Consider the following 17,299-nt stretch of genomic DNA (forward strand, 5'->3'; position numbering starts at 1 on the left):
TCCCCCAGACGCAACGGCCCGCCGGATGGCGGGCCGTCCTGCATCCGCGGTCGGGCGCCTCAGGCGGCGGCCGAGGCGCGCAGCGCCGCGATCCGCTCCGCCAGCGGCGGATGGCTCAGGAACAGCCGGCGCAGGCCCTCGCCCATGCCGCCGGCGATACCGAAGGCGGCGATCTGGTTCGGCAGGGTGCTGTGGCCGTGGTTGAGCGCCAGCTTCTCCAGCGCCGCGATCATCTTGTGGCGGCCGGCCAGCTGCGCGCCGCCGGCGTCGGCGCGGAACTCGCGCCGGCGCGAGAACCACATCGCGATCATGGTCGCGAACAGGCCGAACACCATCTCCAGCACCAGCACGATGGCGAAGTAGGCCATGCCGCGGCCCTCGCCCTCGCGGTTGCCGGACAGGTAGCCGTCGACGATGCCGCCGACCACCCGCGCCAGCACGATCACGAAGGTATTGAGCACGCCCTGCAGCAGGGCCATGGTCACCATGTCGCCGTTGGCCACGTGCGCGATCTCGTGGCCCAGCACCGCCTCGGCCTCGTCCGCGCTCATGTTGCGCAGCAGGCCGGTGGACACCGCTACCAGCGCGTTGTTGCGGTTGGCGCCGGTGGCGAAGGCGTTGATTTCCGGGGCATCGTAGATCGCCACCTCGGGCATGCCGATGCCGGCGGCCTGGGCCTGGCGGCGCACGGTATCGACCAGCCAGCGCTCGGCCTCGCTGCGCGGCTGGGTGATGACGTGGGCGCCGGTGGCGCGCTTGGCCATCCACTTGGAGGTCAGCAGCGAGACCAGCGAGCCGCCGAAGCCGAACATCGCGCCGAGTACCAGCAGGCCGGCCATCTGGTCCGGGCTGACGCCCAGCAGCGACATCACGATGCTGGCCAGGAACAGCACGGCGAGGTTGGTCGCGAGGAACAACGCGATACGGGTAAACACGAAACGGACTCCGGTGGGTTGCGTCGATGACACCGGGAAGATGGGCATGGCCACGCTTGAAATCAAGTGCGGCCGGCCGCGACCATGGCGCGATGGCGCAGGCATCCCAGGCATCCGACGTTCCCTACCGCGGCCGCTTCGCGCCCTCGCCCACCGGTCCGCTGCACGCCGGCTCGCTGCTGGCCGCGTTTGGCAGCTGGCTGTTGGCGCGCGCTGCCGGCGGCCAGTGGCTGGTGCGGATCGAGGACGTGGACCGCCCGCGCGAGGTGCCCGGAGCCGCCGAAGCGCAGCTGGCCACCCTGTCGGCCTTCGGCCTGGAGTCCGACCTGCCGGTGGTGCGCCAGAGCGAGCGCGAGCCCCTGTACCGCGCCGCCCTGGAGCGCCTGCTCGAGGCCGGCTTGGCCTTCCCCTGTTCCTGCAGCCGCAGCGACCTGGCCGCGGCCGGCGGAGTCCACCGCCGCTGCGTCGCCGCCGCCCCGCGCCCGCGGCCGGCGGTGCGGCTGCGGGTGGCCGACGGCAGCCAGGTCGCCTTCGAGGACGGCCTGCAGGGGCGCTTCGCCCAGGACGTGGACCGGGAGGTCGGCGACTTCGTCCTGCTGCGCGCCGACGGGTTCTGGGCGTACCAGCTGGCGGTGGTGGTCGACGACGCCGAGCAGGGGGTGACCGACGTGGTCCGCGGTGCCGACCTGCTCGATTCCACCCCGCGCCAGATCCTCCTGCAGCGCGCGCTGGGCCTGCCCACCCCGCGCTACCTGCACCTGCCCCTGCTGCTGGACGCCTCCGGGCACAAGCTGTCCAAGTCCAGCGCCGCGCTGCCGGTCGATCCCGCGGATCCGCTTCCCGCACTGCGTCATTGCTGGACCCTGCTGGGCCAGGACCCGGCACCGCTACGGGGCGAAAAACGGTTGGATGCACTGCTATGGCGCGCGATTTCGCACTTCGATCGTGCAAGGCTGCCGGCGCGCTTGCACTTTCATCAGCCCCTCACTACAACTTCGCCGGACATGTCTGAATAGCCGGGGCACCCGGCAGGGGCCTTGATGAACAGTCGCGTCGCACTTGTTACCGGCGGAACCGGCGGAATCGGCACCGCCATCTGCAAGCGCCTGGTGGACATGGGCCACCGCGTCGCAACCAATTACCGCAACGAGGAAAAGGCCCTGGCCTGGCAGCAGCAGATGCGCGAGGCCGGCTACGAAATCACCCTGGTCCCCGGCGACGTCGGCACCCCGGAGGGCGGTGCCGCCCTGGTGCGCGGGGTCGAGCAGGCGCTGGGGCCGATCGAGATCCTGGTCAACAACGCCGGCATCACCCGCGACACCACCTTCCACCGCATGAGCGCCGAGCAGTGGCACGAGGTGGTCAACACCAACCTCAACTCGGTGTTCAACGTCACCCGCCCGGTGATCGAGGGCATGCGCGAGCGCAAGTGGGGCCGGATCGTCCAGATCAGCTCGATCAACGGCCTCAAGGGCCAGTACGGCCAGGCCAACTACGCCGCGGCCAAGGCCGGCATGCACGGCTTCACCATCTCCCTGGCGCGCGAGAACGCCAGGCTGGGCATCACCGTCAATACCGTTTCCCCCGGCTACGTGGCCACCGACATGGTCATGGCGGTGCCGGAGGAAGTCCGCGCCAAGATCGTGGCCGACATCCCCACCGGCCGCCTGGGCCGGCCCGAGGAAATCGCCTACGCGGTCGGTTTCCTGGTCGCCGAGGAGGCCGCCTGGATCACCGGCTCCAACCTGGACATCAACGGCGGCCACCACATGGGCTGGTAGCCCGTCAAGGGGACGGGCGGCAGTTGCATGCGCTGCTGCGGTGCGCCATGCTCGGGCAACGTTGAAGACCCGAGTGAGCGCTCTAGATGGCTGCCACCCGCATCATCAAGAAGTACCCGAACCGCCGGCTGTACGACACCGAAATCTCCAGCTACATCACCATCGAGGACGTGCGCCAGCTGATCCTGGACGGCGAGTCCTTCGAGGTCCGCGACGCCAAGAGCGGCGAGGACCTGACCCGTTCGGTCCTGCTGCAGATCATCGCCGAGCAGGAGCAGGACGGCGAACCCATGCTGTCCACCCAGCTGCTGAGCCAGATCATCCGCTTCTACGGCGACTCGCTGCAGGGCTTCATGGGCAACTACCTGGAGCGCAGCATGCAGCTGTTCCTGGAACAGCAGCAGACCTTCCGCCAGCAGATGGGGAACCTGCTGGGGCAGACGCCGTGGACGGCGATGAACCAGCTCACCGAGCGCAACCTGGAACTGTGGCAGGAGTTCCAGCGCGGACTGGCCGGCAGCCTCGGCCGCCCGACCACGCCCCGCGAGCGCGACACCACCCCGCCCGGCAAGACCCGCCGCTAAGGTCGCCCGCTGCCGGCGTCACTGCCGGCAGAACCTCTCCCGGTACTCCATGGCTCTGGGCATCAGCGCCTGCAGGGTCTGGATGCGCGTGCCCGGGTTCGGGTGGGTGGAAGCGAACTCCGGCGGCGCCTGCCCGCCGGAGGCGCCGGACATCCGCTCCCACAGCCCGATCGCCGCGTTCGGGTCGTAACAGGCGGCCGCCGCCAGCATCAGCCCGACCTCGTCGGCCTGGGTCTCGTGGGTGCGCGCATACGGCAGCAGGTAGCCGTAGCCCATCGCCGCCATGACCATCTGCTGCTGTTGCGGGTCCAGCCCGCCGGCGGCGCCGGCCATCTGCCCGATCTGCGCCAGCTTCTGCTGGCTCATCCGCTGCGCGCCGTGGCGCAGCAGGGCGTGGGCGATCTCGTGGCCCATCACCACCGCCAGCGCGTCCTCGCTCTGTGCCACCGGGAACAGGCCTGTATAGACCGCCATCTTGCCGCCGGGCAGGCAGAACGCGTTGGCCTGGTCGGAAGGAATCACGTTGACGTCCCACTCGAACTGCCGCCAGTGGGTCGGCGCCTCCAGGCCATTGGCCGCGGCCAGCTCCGCAGTGACCTCGTCCACCTTGTCGATCAGCCGCGCGGCGATGCGCGCCACCTGCTGCGCCGCCGGGTCCGAGCGTGGCAGCGGCGGCTCCTGCGCCAGGATCTCCTCGTAGGCCTGCAGCCCCAGCGCGCGTTCCTGCTCCGGGCCCAGGCTGGCGTCGATCAGCACCGTCTGCCCGGTGTACGGGTCCTGGGTGCGGTTGGACAGGTAATAGCAGCCGCCGTAGGCGAGGAAGGCCAGCACCACCACCAGGCGCAGCCCTCCGCCCAGGCCGCCGCCGCGCCGGCGGGCGACCTGCCCGCGGTGAGGATCCATGCGCATCGCTCCCCCCTCCTCTGCCCTAGATGCTGCGCACCACGCGGAAGCCGATGCGCGCGCTGGTCACGTCCGAATCCACCCGCGAACGCCAGGCCGAGCGGGTCTGCGCCGGCGAACCGGCCCAGGAACCGCCACGCACCACCCGCGCCCGGCAACCGGGGTTGTACCAGGGCGCACCGTCGGCCGGGGCGCGCCGGTAGCTGGCATGCCAGCAGTCGGCGACCCACTCGGAAACATTGCCGGCCAGGTCGTGAAGACCCCATGCATTGGGCCGGAAGCGCCCGGCCGGGGCCACGCCCCAGTAGCCGTCGCCATAGCCGGGAAAGGCGTTGTTCCAGGTGCGGCCGCCGGGCGAGACGTCGTCGCCGCCGGTGAAGTTGCCGCTCTCCGGCGGCGGCACGCCGTGGTCGCCCCAGGGATAGCGCCCGGGGTTACCGGCGCGCAGTGCGTACTCGAACTCGGCCTCGCTGGGCAGGCGGTAGTGGCGCCCGGTCTGTTCCGACAGCCAGGCGGCATAGGCCTCCGCGTCGCGCACGCTCACGTGCAGCACCGGGTCGCCGGGGTCGGCGGGGCGGCCGTCGTAGCCGGAACGCCAGTCCACCCCGCTGCGGCGCACGAAGTTGCCGCTGCGCTCGTCGTACACCAGCGAGTTTCCGCGCCGGGTCGCGCGCGGGCGGGCGCCGGCCGATTCCACGAAGCGCGCGAACTCGGCCACCGTCACCTCGGTCAGGGACATGGCGAAGCCGCGGTTGAAGCGCACGTAGTGGGCCGGCTTCTCGGCGTCGGAGGCCAGCGGGTCGGAATCCTCCGAGCCCATCCGGAACGCGCCGTGCGGCACCACCACCATCTGCGGGCCACGGCTGCCGTCGGCCAGGGCGTCGGTGAACACCTGGCCCGGGCGGAACGGGCCGTAGTAGGTGACCAGGTCGATGCGCTCGCGCAGGTTCGCCGCCACCGGGTCGCCCGGGCGGGCGATGCGCAGCACCTCGGCCAGGCGCACGCGGGCGTCGCGCACGCCGTTGGGGCGCAGCAGGTCGCGCAGGGCGGCGTCGCGCAGGCCGGCCACCGCGCGCGCGCGCTGCGCCTCGATCCGCGCGCGCGCATCGGCCACCGCCCCGGCCATGTCGCCGCGCACCGCGCCCGCCTGCTCCAGCCAGCCGGCGGCCGCGTCGAACTCGAGCCGGTCGGCTTCGCCCTGGGCGCGGTCGACCAGGGCGCTTTCCACCGCGCCCAGGCCCTGGCGCGCATCGCGGTCCTGCGGCTCCAGCGCCAGGGCCTCGCGGAACCAGGCCAGGGCCCCGTCCAGCTGGCCGCCGCGCAGGTCCTCGCGCCCGGCGCGCACCAGCGCCGCCACCCGCCGCGCGCGCTCCACCCGCTGCTGCAGGCTGCGCACCCGGCGATCCTCGGCATCCAGGGTGCGCGCCACCGCGGCCAGGGCGACGGCACGCTCCAGGGCGCCGGACTGCGGATCGGTGGCGGCCTCGGCCAGGGCGCGGTCGGCGGCCGCCAGCACCGCCGTGGTGGTACGGCGCAGGCCGTCGCGGGCCTGCCGGTCCTGCGGATCGGTACGCGACAGGGCCAGGTAGATCGGGGCGGCGGCCGCGGCATCCTCGTACAGCCGGCCCTCGCGCAGGGCGGCCTCGGCCTGCCGGCGCAGGGCACGGCGGTCGGCGTCCTCGCCGATCTCCACGGCCGGCGGGGTCCAGGCCTCTACCACGTGGGCGCTTTCGTCGCCGCTGACGGTCACCCTGGGCAGGGCGATGTCCGGCGCTTCCGGCTGCGCCTGCGCGGTGGCGGGGGCCTGGCCGGCAGTCTCGTCCGCGTCCTGCGGCTGCGGGCCGCCGCAGGCGGCCACGCCCAGCAGCATCCCCGTCCACAGCAATGCCCGACCGCTCGCGCGCAAGACGCCTCCCTGGAGAAAACCTGCCGCCCGCCGGCGGATTTGCCGTTAGGCTATCCCAGCCAATACGCGCAAGACCACGCAAGACCGGAATCCCTAAGTGTCAGAAGTCCTCTGGATCGACCAGCCCGCCGAACTGCTGCGCCGCCTGCAGTCGGCGCCCTCCCGCATCGGCCTGGATACCGAATTCATCCGCGAACGCACCTTCTGGCCACGCCTGGCCCTGGTGCAGATGGCCGTGGACGGCGACGTCCTCCTGGTCGACGCCCTCGTCCCCGGCATGGCCGAGGCCATCGCCGCCTGGCTGGACGCCCCCCACGTGCTCAAGGTGATGCACAGCGCCAGCGAGGACCTGGTCACCTTCCGCTGCGCCTGCGGCACCGTGCCGCGGCCAATGTACGACACCCAGGTGGCCGCGGCCCTGGCCGGCTTCGGCGCCGGCATGGGCTACCAGCGCCTGGTCGCCCAGGTCACCGGCACCACGCTGGCCAAGGGCGAGACCCGCTCGGACTGGATGCGGCGCCCGCTGAGCCCCGCCCAGCTGGAGTACGCCGCCGACGACGTGCGCCACCTCGACGCGCTGTACCAGGCCACCCTCGCCCGCCTGCGCGAGCTGGGCCGCGAGGCCTGGCTGGAGGAGGACATGGCCCGCACCGCCGAGCAGGCCGCGCACGACGAGCCGGAGCGGTGGCCACACCTGGGCCTGCGCGCCGCGCAGTTCCTCGATACCGCCGGCCAGCGCCGGCTGTTGCGCCTGCTCCGCTGGCGCGAGCAGCAGGCGCGCGCCCAGGACCATCCCCGCAGCTGGATCCTGGACAACGACCTGGCCCTGGACCTGGCCCGCGACCCGCCGGCCGACGGCACCGCCCTGCAGGCGCGCCTGGAGGCCACGCCCAAGGCCCCGCGCAAGCTCGGCAAGTCGCTGTGGCAGGCCCTGACCACCGCCGTGGCCGACGAGGAGCAGATGCCGGCCGTGGCCGCCGAGCCGGACCGCAACGCGGTGCGCCGGCTGCAGGACGCGGTGGCCCGGCGCAGCGCCGACCTGGGCCTTCCCGACGGAGTCCTGGCCTCGCGCAAGCAGCTGGAAGCCCTGCTGGAGAGCGGCAGCTGGCCGCAGCCCCTGCAGGGCTGGCGCCGGCGCGAACTGGAGCCGGTGCTGCAGCCCTTGCTGGCCCGCACCGGCGCCGCGGGCTAGAATCCGCCCCTTTCCGGGCGGGCCGCGCCCCCGGCTCCGCCCGTTCCGGGCCGCCCGGCGGCCCCGACCGCGGCGCCGGCCGGGCCGGCGTCCCGGCCGCGTCCCGGCCCGCAGCCAGCGCCGGAGCCACTCACCGCAGGAATCCCCCGCCCGCCCCGCACCGGCGTCGCGCCGGTCCCGCGGCGGCTTGCGGCCCCGCCCGGTCGAGAGAACACCGTCCGCCCGATGCAGTCCCAGCCACGCCCCACCCCCAGCGGACCCCGCTTCGTCCGCCAGCTGGCCCAGCTGGCCGGCACGGCGGCCGACGCGCCAGCGCATCCGCTGTCGCAGCTGCTGAGCCACTGGCTGGAATGGAAGCAGGCGGTGGCGCTGGCACGGGTGCTGGACGCACCGGCGGGCACGGGCCCGGCGGCCGTGTCCCCGGCCGTGTCCCCGGCCGGGGACGCGGCGGCGGAACTGGCCGAGGCCCGCGCCGCGCTGGCGCAATCGATCGGCCGCGACCGCGCCTTCGCCGCGCCGCCCGAAGGCCCGCGCCCACCGTTCGAATGGAGCTACTTCCAGCAACGGCACATGGCCCTGCAGCACCTGCTGGAAAGCGGCAGCGGACGCTTGCGCGAGACCCTGCGCCAGCGCCTGGCCGCCCGCTCCCCGGCCCTGGCGCGGCTGGCCGCGGTGGACGCGGTGATGGAACAGGCCCTGGCCCGTCCCACCCGCAGCCTGCTGGGCCGCGCCACCGCGGTGCTGGAACACCGCTTCCAGGAACTGCTGTCCGCCAGCGACGAGGCGCCCGGGACCGAGGCGCCCGCCTGGCTGGAACGCTTCCGCCACGACATGCACGAGCTGCTGCTCGCCGAACTGGATATCCGCCTGCAACCCGCCGAAGGCCTGCTTGCCGCCCTCGGCCCCGCCCCCGATGGAACCCATGCAACGAATCCTCCCTGAACTGGCCACCTTCCTCGCCGGCCTGGCCGTGGTGTGCTGGATCGGCGCCGGCTATGCCGCCGGCCACCCGCTGGCCCTGCTGTTCACCCTGCTGGTGCTGGCCTTCTACCTGTTGGGCGCGCTGGAACTGCGCCGCTACCGCCAGGCCACCACCGGCCTGGAGCGCGCGCTGGACGGTCTGGACGCCGCGCCGGCCAGCCTGGAAGCGTGGCTGGCGCAGCTGGATCCGGGCCTGCGCGAGCCGGTGCGCCTGCGCATCGAGGGCGGCCGCCTGCCACTGCCGGGCCCGGCGCTGGTGCCGTACCTGGTCGGCCTGCTGGTGCTGCTGGGCATGCTCGGCACCCTGCTGGGCATGATGACCACGTTGCGCGGCACTGGCGTGGCCCTGGAAGGCACGGCCGAGCTGGACGCGATCCGCGATGCGCTGGCCGCCCCGGTGCGCGGCCTGGGCTTCGCCTTCGGCACCTCGATCGCCGGCGTGGCCGCTTCGGCCGCGCTGGGCCTGCTGTCGGCGCTGTGCCGGCGCGGCCGCGCGCGCGCCGCGCAGCGCCTGGACGCCGCCGCCGCGGGCGTGCTGCGCCCGTGGTCGCAGGCGTACCAGCGCGAACAGACGGTGCAGCTGCTGCAGGCCCAGGCCGGGCTGCTGCCGGCCCTGGTGGAACGCCTGGAACGGATGGCGGCCGCCCTGGAGCAGCGCGAGGCCGCCAGCGCCGAGCGCCAGCTGGCGCAACAGGAGGCCTTCCACGCCCGCACCGAGGCCACCTTCCGCGAGCTGGCCGGCTCGGTCCAGGCCACCCTGTCCGACAGCGTGGCCGCAAGCGCGCGCGAGGCCCGCGCCGCGGTGCAGCCGGTGCTGGAATCGACCCTGGCGGCGATCGCCGGCCACGCCGAGTCGACCCGCGACAGCGTCACCAACGCGGTGCAGCGGCACCTGGACGGCGCCGGCGAAAGCCTGCGCGCGCTGGGCGGGGAGATCGCCGCGCAGTGGAGCCAGGCGCTGCAGGCCCAGCGCGAAGCCGGCGCGGCCCTGCTGCAGGACCTGCGCGGTGGCCAGGAGCAGCTGGTCCAAGCCATGGGCCAGCAGGCCGAAACCCTGGTGGGGCGGATCGGCGCGCAGCTGGAACAGGCCGGCAGCGGCCTGGCCGCCGGCTGGGAACAGGTGCTGGCGCGCCAGGACGAGGCCAACCGCGCCGCCACCGAACAGCAGCACCAGGCGCTGGCCGAGGCCGCCGGCGCGATCGAGCGCCAGTCCGCCGCCCTGCTGGACTCGCTGGAGCAGGCGCACGCGCAGCTGCAGGCCGCCTTCGCCAGCCAGGAGCAGGAACGCCTGGCCCGCTGGAGCGCCACCCTCGAGCATGCCGGCGCCGCCCTGCGCGAGCAGTGGCAGCAGGCCGGCGAGCAGGCCGCGGCGCGCCAGCAGGCGGTGTGCGACACCCTGGCCAGCACCGCCACGCAGATCAGCGAGCGCACCCAGGCCCAGGCCGAGGCCACCATCGCCGAGATCTCGCAGCTGGCCCGCACCGCCGCCGAGGCGCCGCGGGCCGCGGCCGAGGTCATCACCGAGGTGCGCCGCCAGCTGTCCGAAAGCCTGGCCCGCGACACCGCCCTGCTGGAGGAGCGCAGCCAGCACATGGCCATGTTCGGCCAGCTGCTGGAAGGCGTGAACCGCGCCTCCGGCGAGCAGCGCGCCGCGCTGGAATCGCTGGTCGAGTCCACCGCCTCCCTGCTCGAGCGCACCGGCGCCCGCTTCGAGGAGCAGGTGCAGGCGCGCGGCGGGCAGCTTCAGGAAGCCGGCGCCCAGGTGGCCGCCGGCGCCGCCGAGGTCGCCAGCCTGGCCGAGGCCTTCGGCGCCGCGGTCGAGGCCTTCGCCCAGGGCAATGCCCTGCTGGTGGAGCGCATGCAGCAGATCGAGGCGGCGCTGGAGAAGGCCGCCGCGCGTAGCGACGAGCAGCTGGCCTACTACGTGGCCCAGGCCCGCGAGGTGATCGACCTGGGCGTGCTCAGCCAGAAGCAGATCGTCGAGGACCTGCAGCGCCTGTCGGCGCGGAGCGCGGCATGATCGAGCACGCCGGCGAAGAGGACGGCCTGGCGGCGCCGGTCTGGGCAGCGTTCGCCGACCTGATGGCGGTGCTGCTGGGCGTGTTCGTGCTGATCCTGGTCTGCGTGATCGGGGTGCAGCTGCAGCTGTCGGCGCGGCTGGACGAGGCGGTGCGCCAGCGCCAGGCCGAGGCGCAACAGCGCCAGGCGCTGGAACAGGCGCTGGCCGCGCCACTGGCCGACGGCCGCATCACCCTGGTCGACGGCCGCATCGGCATCCGCGGCAACGTGCTGTTCGCGCTCAATTCCGACCAGCTGCAGCCGGAGGGCCGCCAGGTCCTGCGCGCGCTGGCCGCGCCGCTGGCCGGCTACCTCAAGGCGCGCGAGCAGGTGCTGATGGTCAGCGGCTTCACCGACGACCGTCCGGTGCACGAGGGCAACCGCCGCTTCGCCGACAACTGGGAACTGTCGGCGCAGCGCGCGCTGACCGTGACCCGCACCCTGATCGAGGAAGGCGTGCCGGCCGACTCGGTGTTTGCCGCCGCCTTCGGCGAGCACCAGCCGGTCGGCTCCAACGCCGACGAGGAAGGACGCGCGCGCAACCGCCGCGTGGAAATCGCGCCCGTGCCCCGTCCCGTGCGCACCGCCGGTGCCGCCGATGCCGACTGAGGACATCCAGGCCCGCCTCGAGCGCTGGCGCGCCACCGGCGCCGACCGCACCCAGCCGCTGCGCTTCGCCGCGCTGCAGGCGCTGGCGCGGCGCGCACGGGCGCAGCAGGGCCTGGCGCGGGAGCGGACCGAGGCGCGCCTGGCACGCCTGGTCGAGCGCTATGCCCCCGCGCTGGACGCGGTTGCGCCCGCGCCCGCGCCCGCCCCGCCGGCGGCGCCCACACCGGGGCCGCTGGCGGAACTTGTCGCGCAGCTGGACGGCATCGCCCGCCAGCGCCACGGCACCACCGCCTCCAGCGAGGTGCAGGAAATGGCCGTGCTCGGCGAGCTGCGCCGGTTGTGGGCGCAGGTACGCAGCGAGAGCCAGCTGCGGCGCTCGCTGCAGGACCTGCCCGAGGACGCCGGCCCGCTCAACTCCGGCAAGCTGGTGCACCGCGCGCTGAACCTGATGGGGCAGCTGTCGCCGCAGTACCTGCGCCACTTCCTCGCCCACCTGGACACCCTGGCCTGGATCGGCCAGGTCGACCCACCGCCGGCACGGCCCGCGGAAAAGGCCGCCGCGCCGGCGCGCAAGCGCAGCCGCAAGCGCGCCGCCACCGCGGATTGAACGCATCGGCGGTTTCCTGCGCGGGGAGGCTTGGCGAACCGCAAAGGCCGCGCTAGAATGCGCGCCCTGACGTCACCGTCACCGTGGGGCCATAGCTCAGCTGGGAGAGCGCGTCGTTCGCAATGACGAGGTCGGGAGTTCGATCCTCCCTGGCTCCACCAATAATGAAACCCCAACCGTTCTCGGTTGGGGTTTTTTCTTGCCCGATCGCGCCGACTCCCGCGTGTTCGCGGGGATTCCTGCGGAAGCCTGCGGACTTCGGCATCCGGCCTATGGCACCGTCCGGGGCCACCTTCCACTCTCTCCCGGCCGTTTTTCTCTCCGGCCTCGCTCGCTGAAACTGGCACGAAGTCCGCAAGGCCACAACGCGACACCATACAGATCAATGGCTTACGCGCGGACGAATCAAGCGGTTTGATTGCAGCATCGGCAGGCACAGGAAACCATGATCGTTGTGTTTTGTCGGTAATTATTGACAACTACCGACGTTCCGCAACATTATGACGGCATGGGCAGTTCACACCAGAGCATTCTGGAACTTGCCGCCCAGCGCGGCCTTATTCGCCCACGTGATCTCAATGAGCGCGGGCTACCCACTGTCGCCCTCACGCGGCTGGTGCGGCAAGGGCTGCTCCAGCGCGTGGGACGGGGCCTGTATGCGATTCCGGACCGGCCCGTCTCGGAGCACGGCGCGCTGGCCGAAGTGGCACGCAAACACCCGCAGGCCATCGTCTGCCTGCTGTCGGCACTGCGCGTGCACGAACTCACCACACAGTCGCCATTCGAGGTCTGGCTGGCGATCCCGAACAAGGCGCGCGCGCCAAAGATGGATTATCCCCCGCTGCGCATCGTGCGCTTCTCTGGCGCAGCGCTGACGGAGGGGATTGAGGAACACTCCGTCGATGGTGTGCCGGTGCGCGTGACCAACGTCGCCCGGACGGTGGCCGACTGCTTCAAGTTCCGCAACAAGATCGGCCTCGATGTCGCGCTGGAGGCGCTGCAGGAAGCCTGGCGCGCCAAGCGTGTCAGCATGGATGAGCTGTGGCGCTTTGCTGAGCTGTGCCGAGTGGCCAATGTGATGCGGCCCTACCTGGAGAGTCTGACGTGAGCAAACGGAACACCGCCGCCTCGGTCCGCGCGCGACTGCTCGTCAAGGCCCGCACCGACAAGCAGGACTTCAACCTCGTCCTCACCCGCTACGCCTTGGAGCGGCTCCTGTATCGCCTGAGCGTCTCGGCTCATGCCGACCATTTTCTCCTGAAGGGGGCGTTACTGTTCGACCTGTGGTTCGACATCCCGCATCGTCCGACACGCGACGCCGACCTGCTGGGCTTCGGCTCGGCCGAGATTCCGCATGTCGAGGCGGCGTTTCGGGAGATCTGTGCGGTGGAACTGGACGACGGCATACGCTTCCAAGCCGACTCGGTACACGCGGAGGAGATCCGCAAGGAAGCCAACTACTCCGGTGTCCGGGTCACGCTCCTCGGACTGTTGGACGGTGCCCGATGCCACGTGCAGGTCGACGTGGGTTTCGGTGACGCCGTGACACCCGGCCCCGAGGCTGTCGATTACCCGGTGATGCTGCCGGACATGCCTGCCCCGAAGCTGCGTGCCTACCCCCGCTACACGGTCGTCGCCGAGAAACTGGAGGCGCTGGTGTCACTCGGCATCGCCAATAGCCGCATGAAGGATTACTTCGACCTCTGGATCTTGTCGCGCCACAGCGAATTCGACGGCGCGCTCCTGTCCAAGGCGATCCACGCCACCTTCGAGCGCCGCAGGACGCCGCTGCCGGACGGCGTCCCCTTCGGCTTAAGTGACGAATTCGCTCAGGATCGGCAGAAGCAGACCCAATGGCAGGCATTTTTGAGGAAGAATGCTTTGGTCGAGCTTCAGCTTTCCGAGGTCATTGCCGGGCTGCGTGCGTTCCTGTCATTCCCGCTGGACGCGCTACGGCAAGCTGCCGCTTTTCCGCTGGCGTGGCGTGCAGATAGCGGGTGGACGCCGAGCACCGAGGAATCTGGCCGATGACCTGGAATCCGGATCTGCTCTTGGAGGATTTTCGCCGTGTCGCCGGCATGGCCGGCGTCTCGTTGGCGCCCGATGCCATCGCGATCGATCGACGCCCTGCGCCGCATCTGCCGCCCAAGCCGCTACCGCCCGGCAAGATGGCCGTCTACGTCTTCGCGTTCGGGCAGCATGTGCTGAAGGTCGGGAAGGTCGGCCCCAACAGCGCTGCCCGCTACACGGCTCAACACTACAACGCCGGCAGCGCGAAGAGCACCCTGGCAGCATCGTTGATCAAACACGGCGAGCGCATCGGCGTCGCCGGCCTGAACGAGACGAACGTCCCCGGCTGGATCAGGGAGCACACCGATCGGGTGAACTTCATCCTCGATGCGGTGCTCGGCATCCACGTACTCAACCTGCTCGAAGCGTTCCTGCAGTGCCGCCTCCAGCCCGAGTTTGAGGGATTCTCCAGCCAACGGATGATCGATCGCGAGGGCGAACAGGAATGAAAGAAGACATCCTCGAACAAATGGTGGACGAGTACCTGCAGCACAAAGGGTACTTCACCAGGCACAACATCAAGTTCCGCCCTGCCGGCGATCACGCGGAGTACGACACTCGCCAGGACGCCGTGCACAGCGACATCGACGTGATCGGCATCCACCCGCGACTCGACGGCGCGCGTCGGGTGATCGTGGTGAGCTGCAAGAGCTGGCAGAGTGGCTTTCGTCCCGAATACTGGATCGACGCCATCGCGAAAAACAAGGTGGTCTCGGGGCGCGAAGCGTGGCGCGGATTTCGCGAGCTGACCAAGGAGAAATGGGCAACGGCGTTCAGGGCGACGGTCGCCGAGCTGACGGGATCGTCCTCGTTCACCTACATCACGGCCGTCACGAAAGTCATCGGCAGCCGATCGGCCTGGCAGGACAACGCGACGTTTCGTGAGCATCTCGGCGGTAACCCCATCGAGATCTTGACCTTCGGCGACATGCTGAAGGAACTCTTCCCGTTCATCGATACCACTCCGGCCTCATCCCAAGTCGGACGGGTTCTGCAGCTGATCAAGGCCTCCGGCTGGTCTCTCGACAAGTAAGCCAACCTGAAGGGTCAGAGCCAGCGGCAATCAGCGATCGATGATGGCTCGCTGCTCATCCCACAACAGCGGCGTCCCCGACGCCAGATCAAACAGGGTGACGTGATTCGGCAGCGTATCGTCCAGGATCGCGGCCACGATGTCCGGCGCCAGCGTGGTCAGGTTGACCATCCGGCTCACGTAGCTGTTGTCGATCTCCTCCCGCGCGGCGATCTCCTTCAGTGACGTCGCTTCCCCCGACTCCAGCATGGCCAGCCAGCGGTGCCCCCTGGCCAGCGCCAACTGGAGCGGCGTCGGTGTCATATCCCACGGCCTTACGGGAGCGGTTTCGCCGTTCGGCAGCGTGATCAGCTTGCGCCCGCTGCGCCGCTTGATCTGGATCGGCACCGACAGGGTCAGCCGGCCGTCACTCGTCTGGAGGATGTCCGGCTCGCCGGTCTTCTGGATGCGGATATCGCTCATGCCAACGCCTCCTCCGTCTGCTTGACGGGCTCAGGACGCAGCTCCAGCACCAGACGCTCGATGCCGTTGGCGCGCAGCCGCACCTCGAGATCGTTGGGCGACACGATGACTTTCTCAACCAGCAGCCGGACGATCCGGCTCTGCTCGGCCGGGAACAGCTGATCCCAGATCGCGTCGAGCCGGGTCATGGCCACCGTGACCTGCACTTCGTCCAGGGTCGGGTCGAGTTCGATCGCCTGCGGCAACACCTCGCCCAGAAGATGGTGCGCGCGCAGGATCGCACGCAACTGCCGCGGACCCGGCCGTTGGTGGCCAGGATGGCGTGAGCCTGATCCCACAGCTCCCGGTCGATGATCGGCGGATGCTCGGCCGGGTACCACTGCTCCTTGTGGCGCAGTTCGCCGAGGGAGGTGCGGTTGTTGAGCAGCTTGTACACCAAACTCTTGTCGATCAGCTTGCCTTCCCTGACCTTGCCGTCCTGCGTGGTCCAGGATTTCGACGTCACGCCGTCCAGCCTCAACTCCTTGACCAGCATCGTGCTGGAGCCGAGCTCGACGAAACGGCGGAAGATGTGGCGGACCAGCTTGGCCTCGCTTTCGTTTGGGACCAGCCGGCGGTTCTCGACGTCGTAGCCAAGTGGCGGCACGCCGCCCATCCACATGCCCTTGCGCTTGCTGGCGGCGATCTTGTCGCGAATACGCTCGCCGGTCACCTCCCGCTCGAACTGGGCGAAGGACAGGAGGATGTTCAACATCAGCCGCCCCATCGAGGTGGTGGTGTTGAACTGCTGCGTGACCGAGACGAAGGACACCCCATACCGCTCGAACACTTCGACCATCTTGGAGAAGTCCGCCAGACTGCGTGTCAGACGGTCGATCTTGTAGATGACAACCACATCGATCTTGCCGGCCTCGATATCCGCCAACATCCGTTTGAGCGCCGGCCGGTCCATGTTGCCGCCCGAGAACGCGGGATCGTCGTAATCGTCGGCAACTGGAATCCAGCCCTCGGCGCGCTGGCTGGCGATGTAGGCATGGCCCGCGTCGCGCTGCGCATCGATGGAGTTGTATTCCTGGTCCAGGCCCTCGTCCGTGGACTTGCGCGTGTAGACCGCGCAGCGCATGCGACGCTTCAAGACTTCGCTCATCGCCGGCCTCCCTTCCTAGTGCCGGACTTGGGATTGGCCGACGGCTTGAGTCCGAAGAACAGCGGACCGAACCACCGTGTGCCCGTGATCTCGCGGGCGATCATCGAAAGGCTGGCGAATGTGCGCCCCTGGAATTCGTACTGACCATCGGCGGTCGCGACAACCCTGTACTCGACGCCCTTGTATTCCCGGGTCAGCACCGTGCCGGCCGCCGGCCGATAATCGCGGTCGTGCTTCCTGACCTTGCCGGTTTCCACCAGATCGGCGATCCGCCGCTTGTTGCGATCCAGCAGTGGACCGGCCAGCCTTTCGTAGACATCCGGACGCCATAATTGATGGCAATGACCGAGGTGTTTATGGGCAACAGCAAGCAGTACACGGATGAGTTCCGGGCCGAAGCGGTGAAGCAGGTGATCGAGCGTGGCTTCACGGTGGTGGACGTCGCCTCCCGGATCGGCATTCCCAAGCACACGCTCTATGGATGGGTGCAGGCCGCCAGGAAGGCGACACCGGCATCCGGTGCTGCAGTAGCGCCGACCGACTCAGCCGAGATCCGCCGGCTCAAGGCCGAGCTGCGGCGGGTGACCGAGGAGCGCGACATCCTAAAAAAAGCCGCCGCGTACTTTGCCAAGGGGTAAGGGCGAAGTACGCGTTCATGCGTGCGCACGTCCGCGAGTTCCGTCTGGTGGCGATGTGCCGGGTGCTGGGTGTGCAACGCAGCGGCTATTACGCCTGGCTGCGCCACGGCGCCAGCACTCGCGAACGTGAGGATCAGCGTCTGCTGGGCCTGATCAAGCATCACTGGCTGGCCAGCGGGACAGTGTATGGCTATCGCAAGATCACCCTGGATCTGCGCGAGGCTGGCGAGCACTGTAGCCGGCACCGTGTCCTGCGCTTGATGAAGGCCGAGGGCCTGCGTGCGCAGGTCGGGTATGGCCGCAAGCCGCGCCATCGCGGCGGCCCCGTGGGCCTGGTGACCAATGTACTCAACCGGGACTTCACGCCAGAGGCCCCGAACAAGATCTGGGTTG

Annotated in this window: 19 protein-coding genes, 1 tRNA gene and 1 pseudogene; 14 read left to right on the top strand and 7 right to left on the bottom strand. The window is 70.5% G+C overall.

What is annotated here, in order from left to right; translation table 11 throughout:
• Positions 1–59: 59 nt before the first annotated feature.
• On the bottom strand, positions 60–935 hold the full coding sequence (gene htpX, locus EIM47_RS09860; protein ID WP_026010304.1) for a protease HtpX: 876 nt from the start codon (positions 933–935) through the stop codon (positions 60–62).
• Between the two features lie 92 nt (positions 936–1,027).
• On the opposite strand from htpX, the gene gluQRS reads away from it, so the two are divergent.
• The 3 genes from gluQRS to phaR all read left to right on the top strand — a co-directional run bounded on the left by gluQRS (position 1,028) and on the right by phaR (position 3,300).
• Positions 1,028–1,951, top strand: a complete 924-nt coding sequence (gluQRS, locus tag EIM47_RS09865) for a tRNA glutamyl-Q(34) synthetase GluQRS (protein ID WP_125076795.1) — start codon at positions 1,028–1,030, stop codon at positions 1,949–1,951.
• Positions 1,952–1,975: 24 nt separating this feature from the next.
• Positions 1,976–2,716 (top strand): acetoacetyl-CoA reductase, encoded by a 741-nt coding sequence (gene phbB / locus EIM47_RS09870; protein WP_026010305.1) that lies wholly within the window; start codon positions 1,976–1,978, stop codon positions 2,714–2,716.
• Between the two features lie 86 nt (positions 2,717–2,802).
• Entirely contained in the window at positions 2,803–3,300 is a 498-nt protein-coding gene (gene phaR, locus EIM47_RS09875) for a polyhydroxyalkanoate synthesis repressor PhaR (protein ID WP_019397662.1), read from the top strand.
• A gap of 18 nt (positions 3,301–3,318) precedes the next feature.
• On the opposite strand, the gene EIM47_RS09880 is transcribed toward phaR, so the two are convergent.
• Entirely contained in the window at positions 3,319–4,209 is an 891-nt protein-coding gene (locus tag EIM47_RS09880) for a M48 family metallopeptidase (RefSeq protein ID WP_026010306.1), read from the bottom strand.
• 19 nt (positions 4,210–4,228) lie between these two features.
• The gene (locus EIM47_RS09885; protein ID WP_240626210.1) at positions 4,229–6,109 is read right to left on the bottom strand and encodes an SUMF1/EgtB/PvdO family nonheme iron enzyme; all 1,881 of its coding nucleotides are present in this window, start codon (positions 6,107–6,109) and stop codon (positions 4,229–4,231) included.
• A gap of 97 nt (positions 6,110–6,206) precedes the next feature.
• On the opposite strand from EIM47_RS09885, the gene rnd reads away from it, so the two are divergent.
• From rnd to EIM47_RS09935, 10 genes are all read left to right on the top strand, one after another.
• Complete coding sequence (rnd, locus tag EIM47_RS09890; RefSeq protein ID WP_019399671.1) at positions 6,207–7,301, top strand: ribonuclease D; 1,095 nt, start codon at positions 6,207–6,209, stop codon at positions 7,299–7,301.
• Positions 7,302–7,526: 225 nt separating this feature from the next.
• A complete protein-coding gene (locus tag EIM47_RS09895; protein ID WP_125076796.1) occupies positions 7,527–8,243 on the top strand; it encodes a DUF3348 domain-containing protein in 717 nt (238 codons plus the stop codon).
• Positions 8,224–10,302 carry a DUF802 domain-containing protein gene (locus tag EIM47_RS09900; protein WP_019399673.1) on the top strand — a complete coding sequence of 693 codons (2,079 nt, stop codon included), beginning with the start codon at positions 8,224–8,226 and terminating at the stop codon, positions 10,300–10,302. The genes EIM47_RS09895 and EIM47_RS09900 overlap by 20 nt, the downstream gene beginning before the upstream one ends.
• Positions 10,299–10,949, top strand: a complete 651-nt coding sequence (locus tag EIM47_RS09905; RefSeq protein ID WP_019399674.1) for an OmpA family protein — start codon at positions 10,299–10,301, stop codon at positions 10,947–10,949. The genes EIM47_RS09900 and EIM47_RS09905 overlap by 4 nt, the downstream gene beginning before the upstream one ends.
• Positions 10,939–11,556, top strand: a complete 618-nt coding sequence (locus tag EIM47_RS09910) for a DUF2894 domain-containing protein (RefSeq protein WP_125076797.1) — start codon at positions 10,939–10,941, stop codon at positions 11,554–11,556. The genes EIM47_RS09905 and EIM47_RS09910 overlap by 11 nt, the downstream gene beginning before the upstream one ends.
• An 85-nt stretch (positions 11,557–11,641) precedes the next feature.
• Positions 11,642–11,717, top strand: a tRNA-Ala gene (locus EIM47_RS09915).
• Between the two features lie 347 nt (positions 11,718–12,064).
• Positions 12,065–12,664 (top strand): AbiEi antitoxin N-terminal domain-containing protein, encoded by a 600-nt coding sequence (locus EIM47_RS09920; protein ID WP_125076798.1) that lies wholly within the window; start codon positions 12,065–12,067, stop codon positions 12,662–12,664.
• Positions 12,661–13,587 carry a nucleotidyl transferase AbiEii/AbiGii toxin family protein gene (locus tag EIM47_RS09925; protein WP_019397543.1) on the top strand — a complete coding sequence of 309 codons (927 nt, stop codon included), beginning with the start codon at positions 12,661–12,663 and terminating at the stop codon, positions 13,585–13,587. Before EIM47_RS09920 ends, EIM47_RS09925 begins: the two co-directional genes overlap by 4 nt.
• Positions 13,584–14,075 carry a hypothetical protein gene (locus EIM47_RS09930; protein WP_125076799.1) on the top strand — a complete coding sequence of 164 codons (492 nt, stop codon included), beginning with the start codon at positions 13,584–13,586 and terminating at the stop codon, positions 14,073–14,075. Before EIM47_RS09925 ends, EIM47_RS09930 begins: the two co-directional genes overlap by 4 nt.
• The gene (locus tag EIM47_RS09935) at positions 14,072–14,659 is read left to right on the top strand and encodes an NERD domain-containing protein (protein ID WP_028914937.1); all 588 of its coding nucleotides are present in this window, start codon (positions 14,072–14,074) and stop codon (positions 14,657–14,659) included. Before EIM47_RS09930 ends, EIM47_RS09935 begins: the two co-directional genes overlap by 4 nt.
• A 30-nt stretch (positions 14,660–14,689) precedes the next feature.
• Here the strand turns inward: EIM47_RS09935 and EIM47_RS09940 are convergent, their stop codons facing one another.
• From EIM47_RS09940 to EIM47_RS16110, 4 genes are read right to left on the bottom strand one after another with little or no spacing between them, the layout of a single operon-like run.
• Entirely contained in the window at positions 14,690–15,121 is a 432-nt protein-coding gene (locus EIM47_RS09940) for a hypothetical protein (RefSeq protein WP_028914936.1), read from the bottom strand.
• Positions 15,118–15,309: a hypothetical protein gene (locus tag EIM47_RS15750; protein WP_205948709.1), complete on the bottom strand. Its 192-nt coding sequence runs from the start codon at positions 15,307–15,309 to the stop codon at positions 15,118–15,120. The genes EIM47_RS09940 and EIM47_RS15750 overlap by 4 nt, the downstream gene beginning before the upstream one ends.
• Positions 15,306–16,268, bottom strand: a complete 963-nt coding sequence (locus EIM47_RS09945) for a recombinase family protein (protein ID WP_205948710.1) — start codon at positions 16,266–16,268, stop codon at positions 15,306–15,308. Before EIM47_RS09945 ends, EIM47_RS15750 begins: the two co-directional genes overlap by 4 nt.
• Positions 16,265–16,738 carry a DUF2924 domain-containing protein gene (locus EIM47_RS16110; RefSeq protein ID WP_198015035.1) on the bottom strand — a complete coding sequence of 158 codons (474 nt, stop codon included), beginning with the start codon at positions 16,736–16,738 and terminating at the stop codon, positions 16,265–16,267. The genes EIM47_RS09945 and EIM47_RS16110 overlap by 4 nt, the downstream gene beginning before the upstream one ends.
• On the opposite strand from EIM47_RS16110, the pseudogene EIM47_RS09955 reads away from it, so the two are divergent.
• Positions 16,625–17,298, top strand: a pseudogene (locus tag EIM47_RS09955) (IS3 family transposase); the annotation flags it as partial. The gene EIM47_RS16110 and the pseudogene EIM47_RS09955 overlap by 114 nt on opposite strands.
• Between the last annotated feature and the right edge of the window lies 1 nt (position 17,299).

The sequence above is a fragment of the Pseudoxanthomonas sp. SGT-18 genome, from assembly GCF_003931645.1.
GTDB lineage: Bacteria > Pseudomonadota > Gammaproteobacteria > Xanthomonadales > Xanthomonadaceae > Pseudoxanthomonas.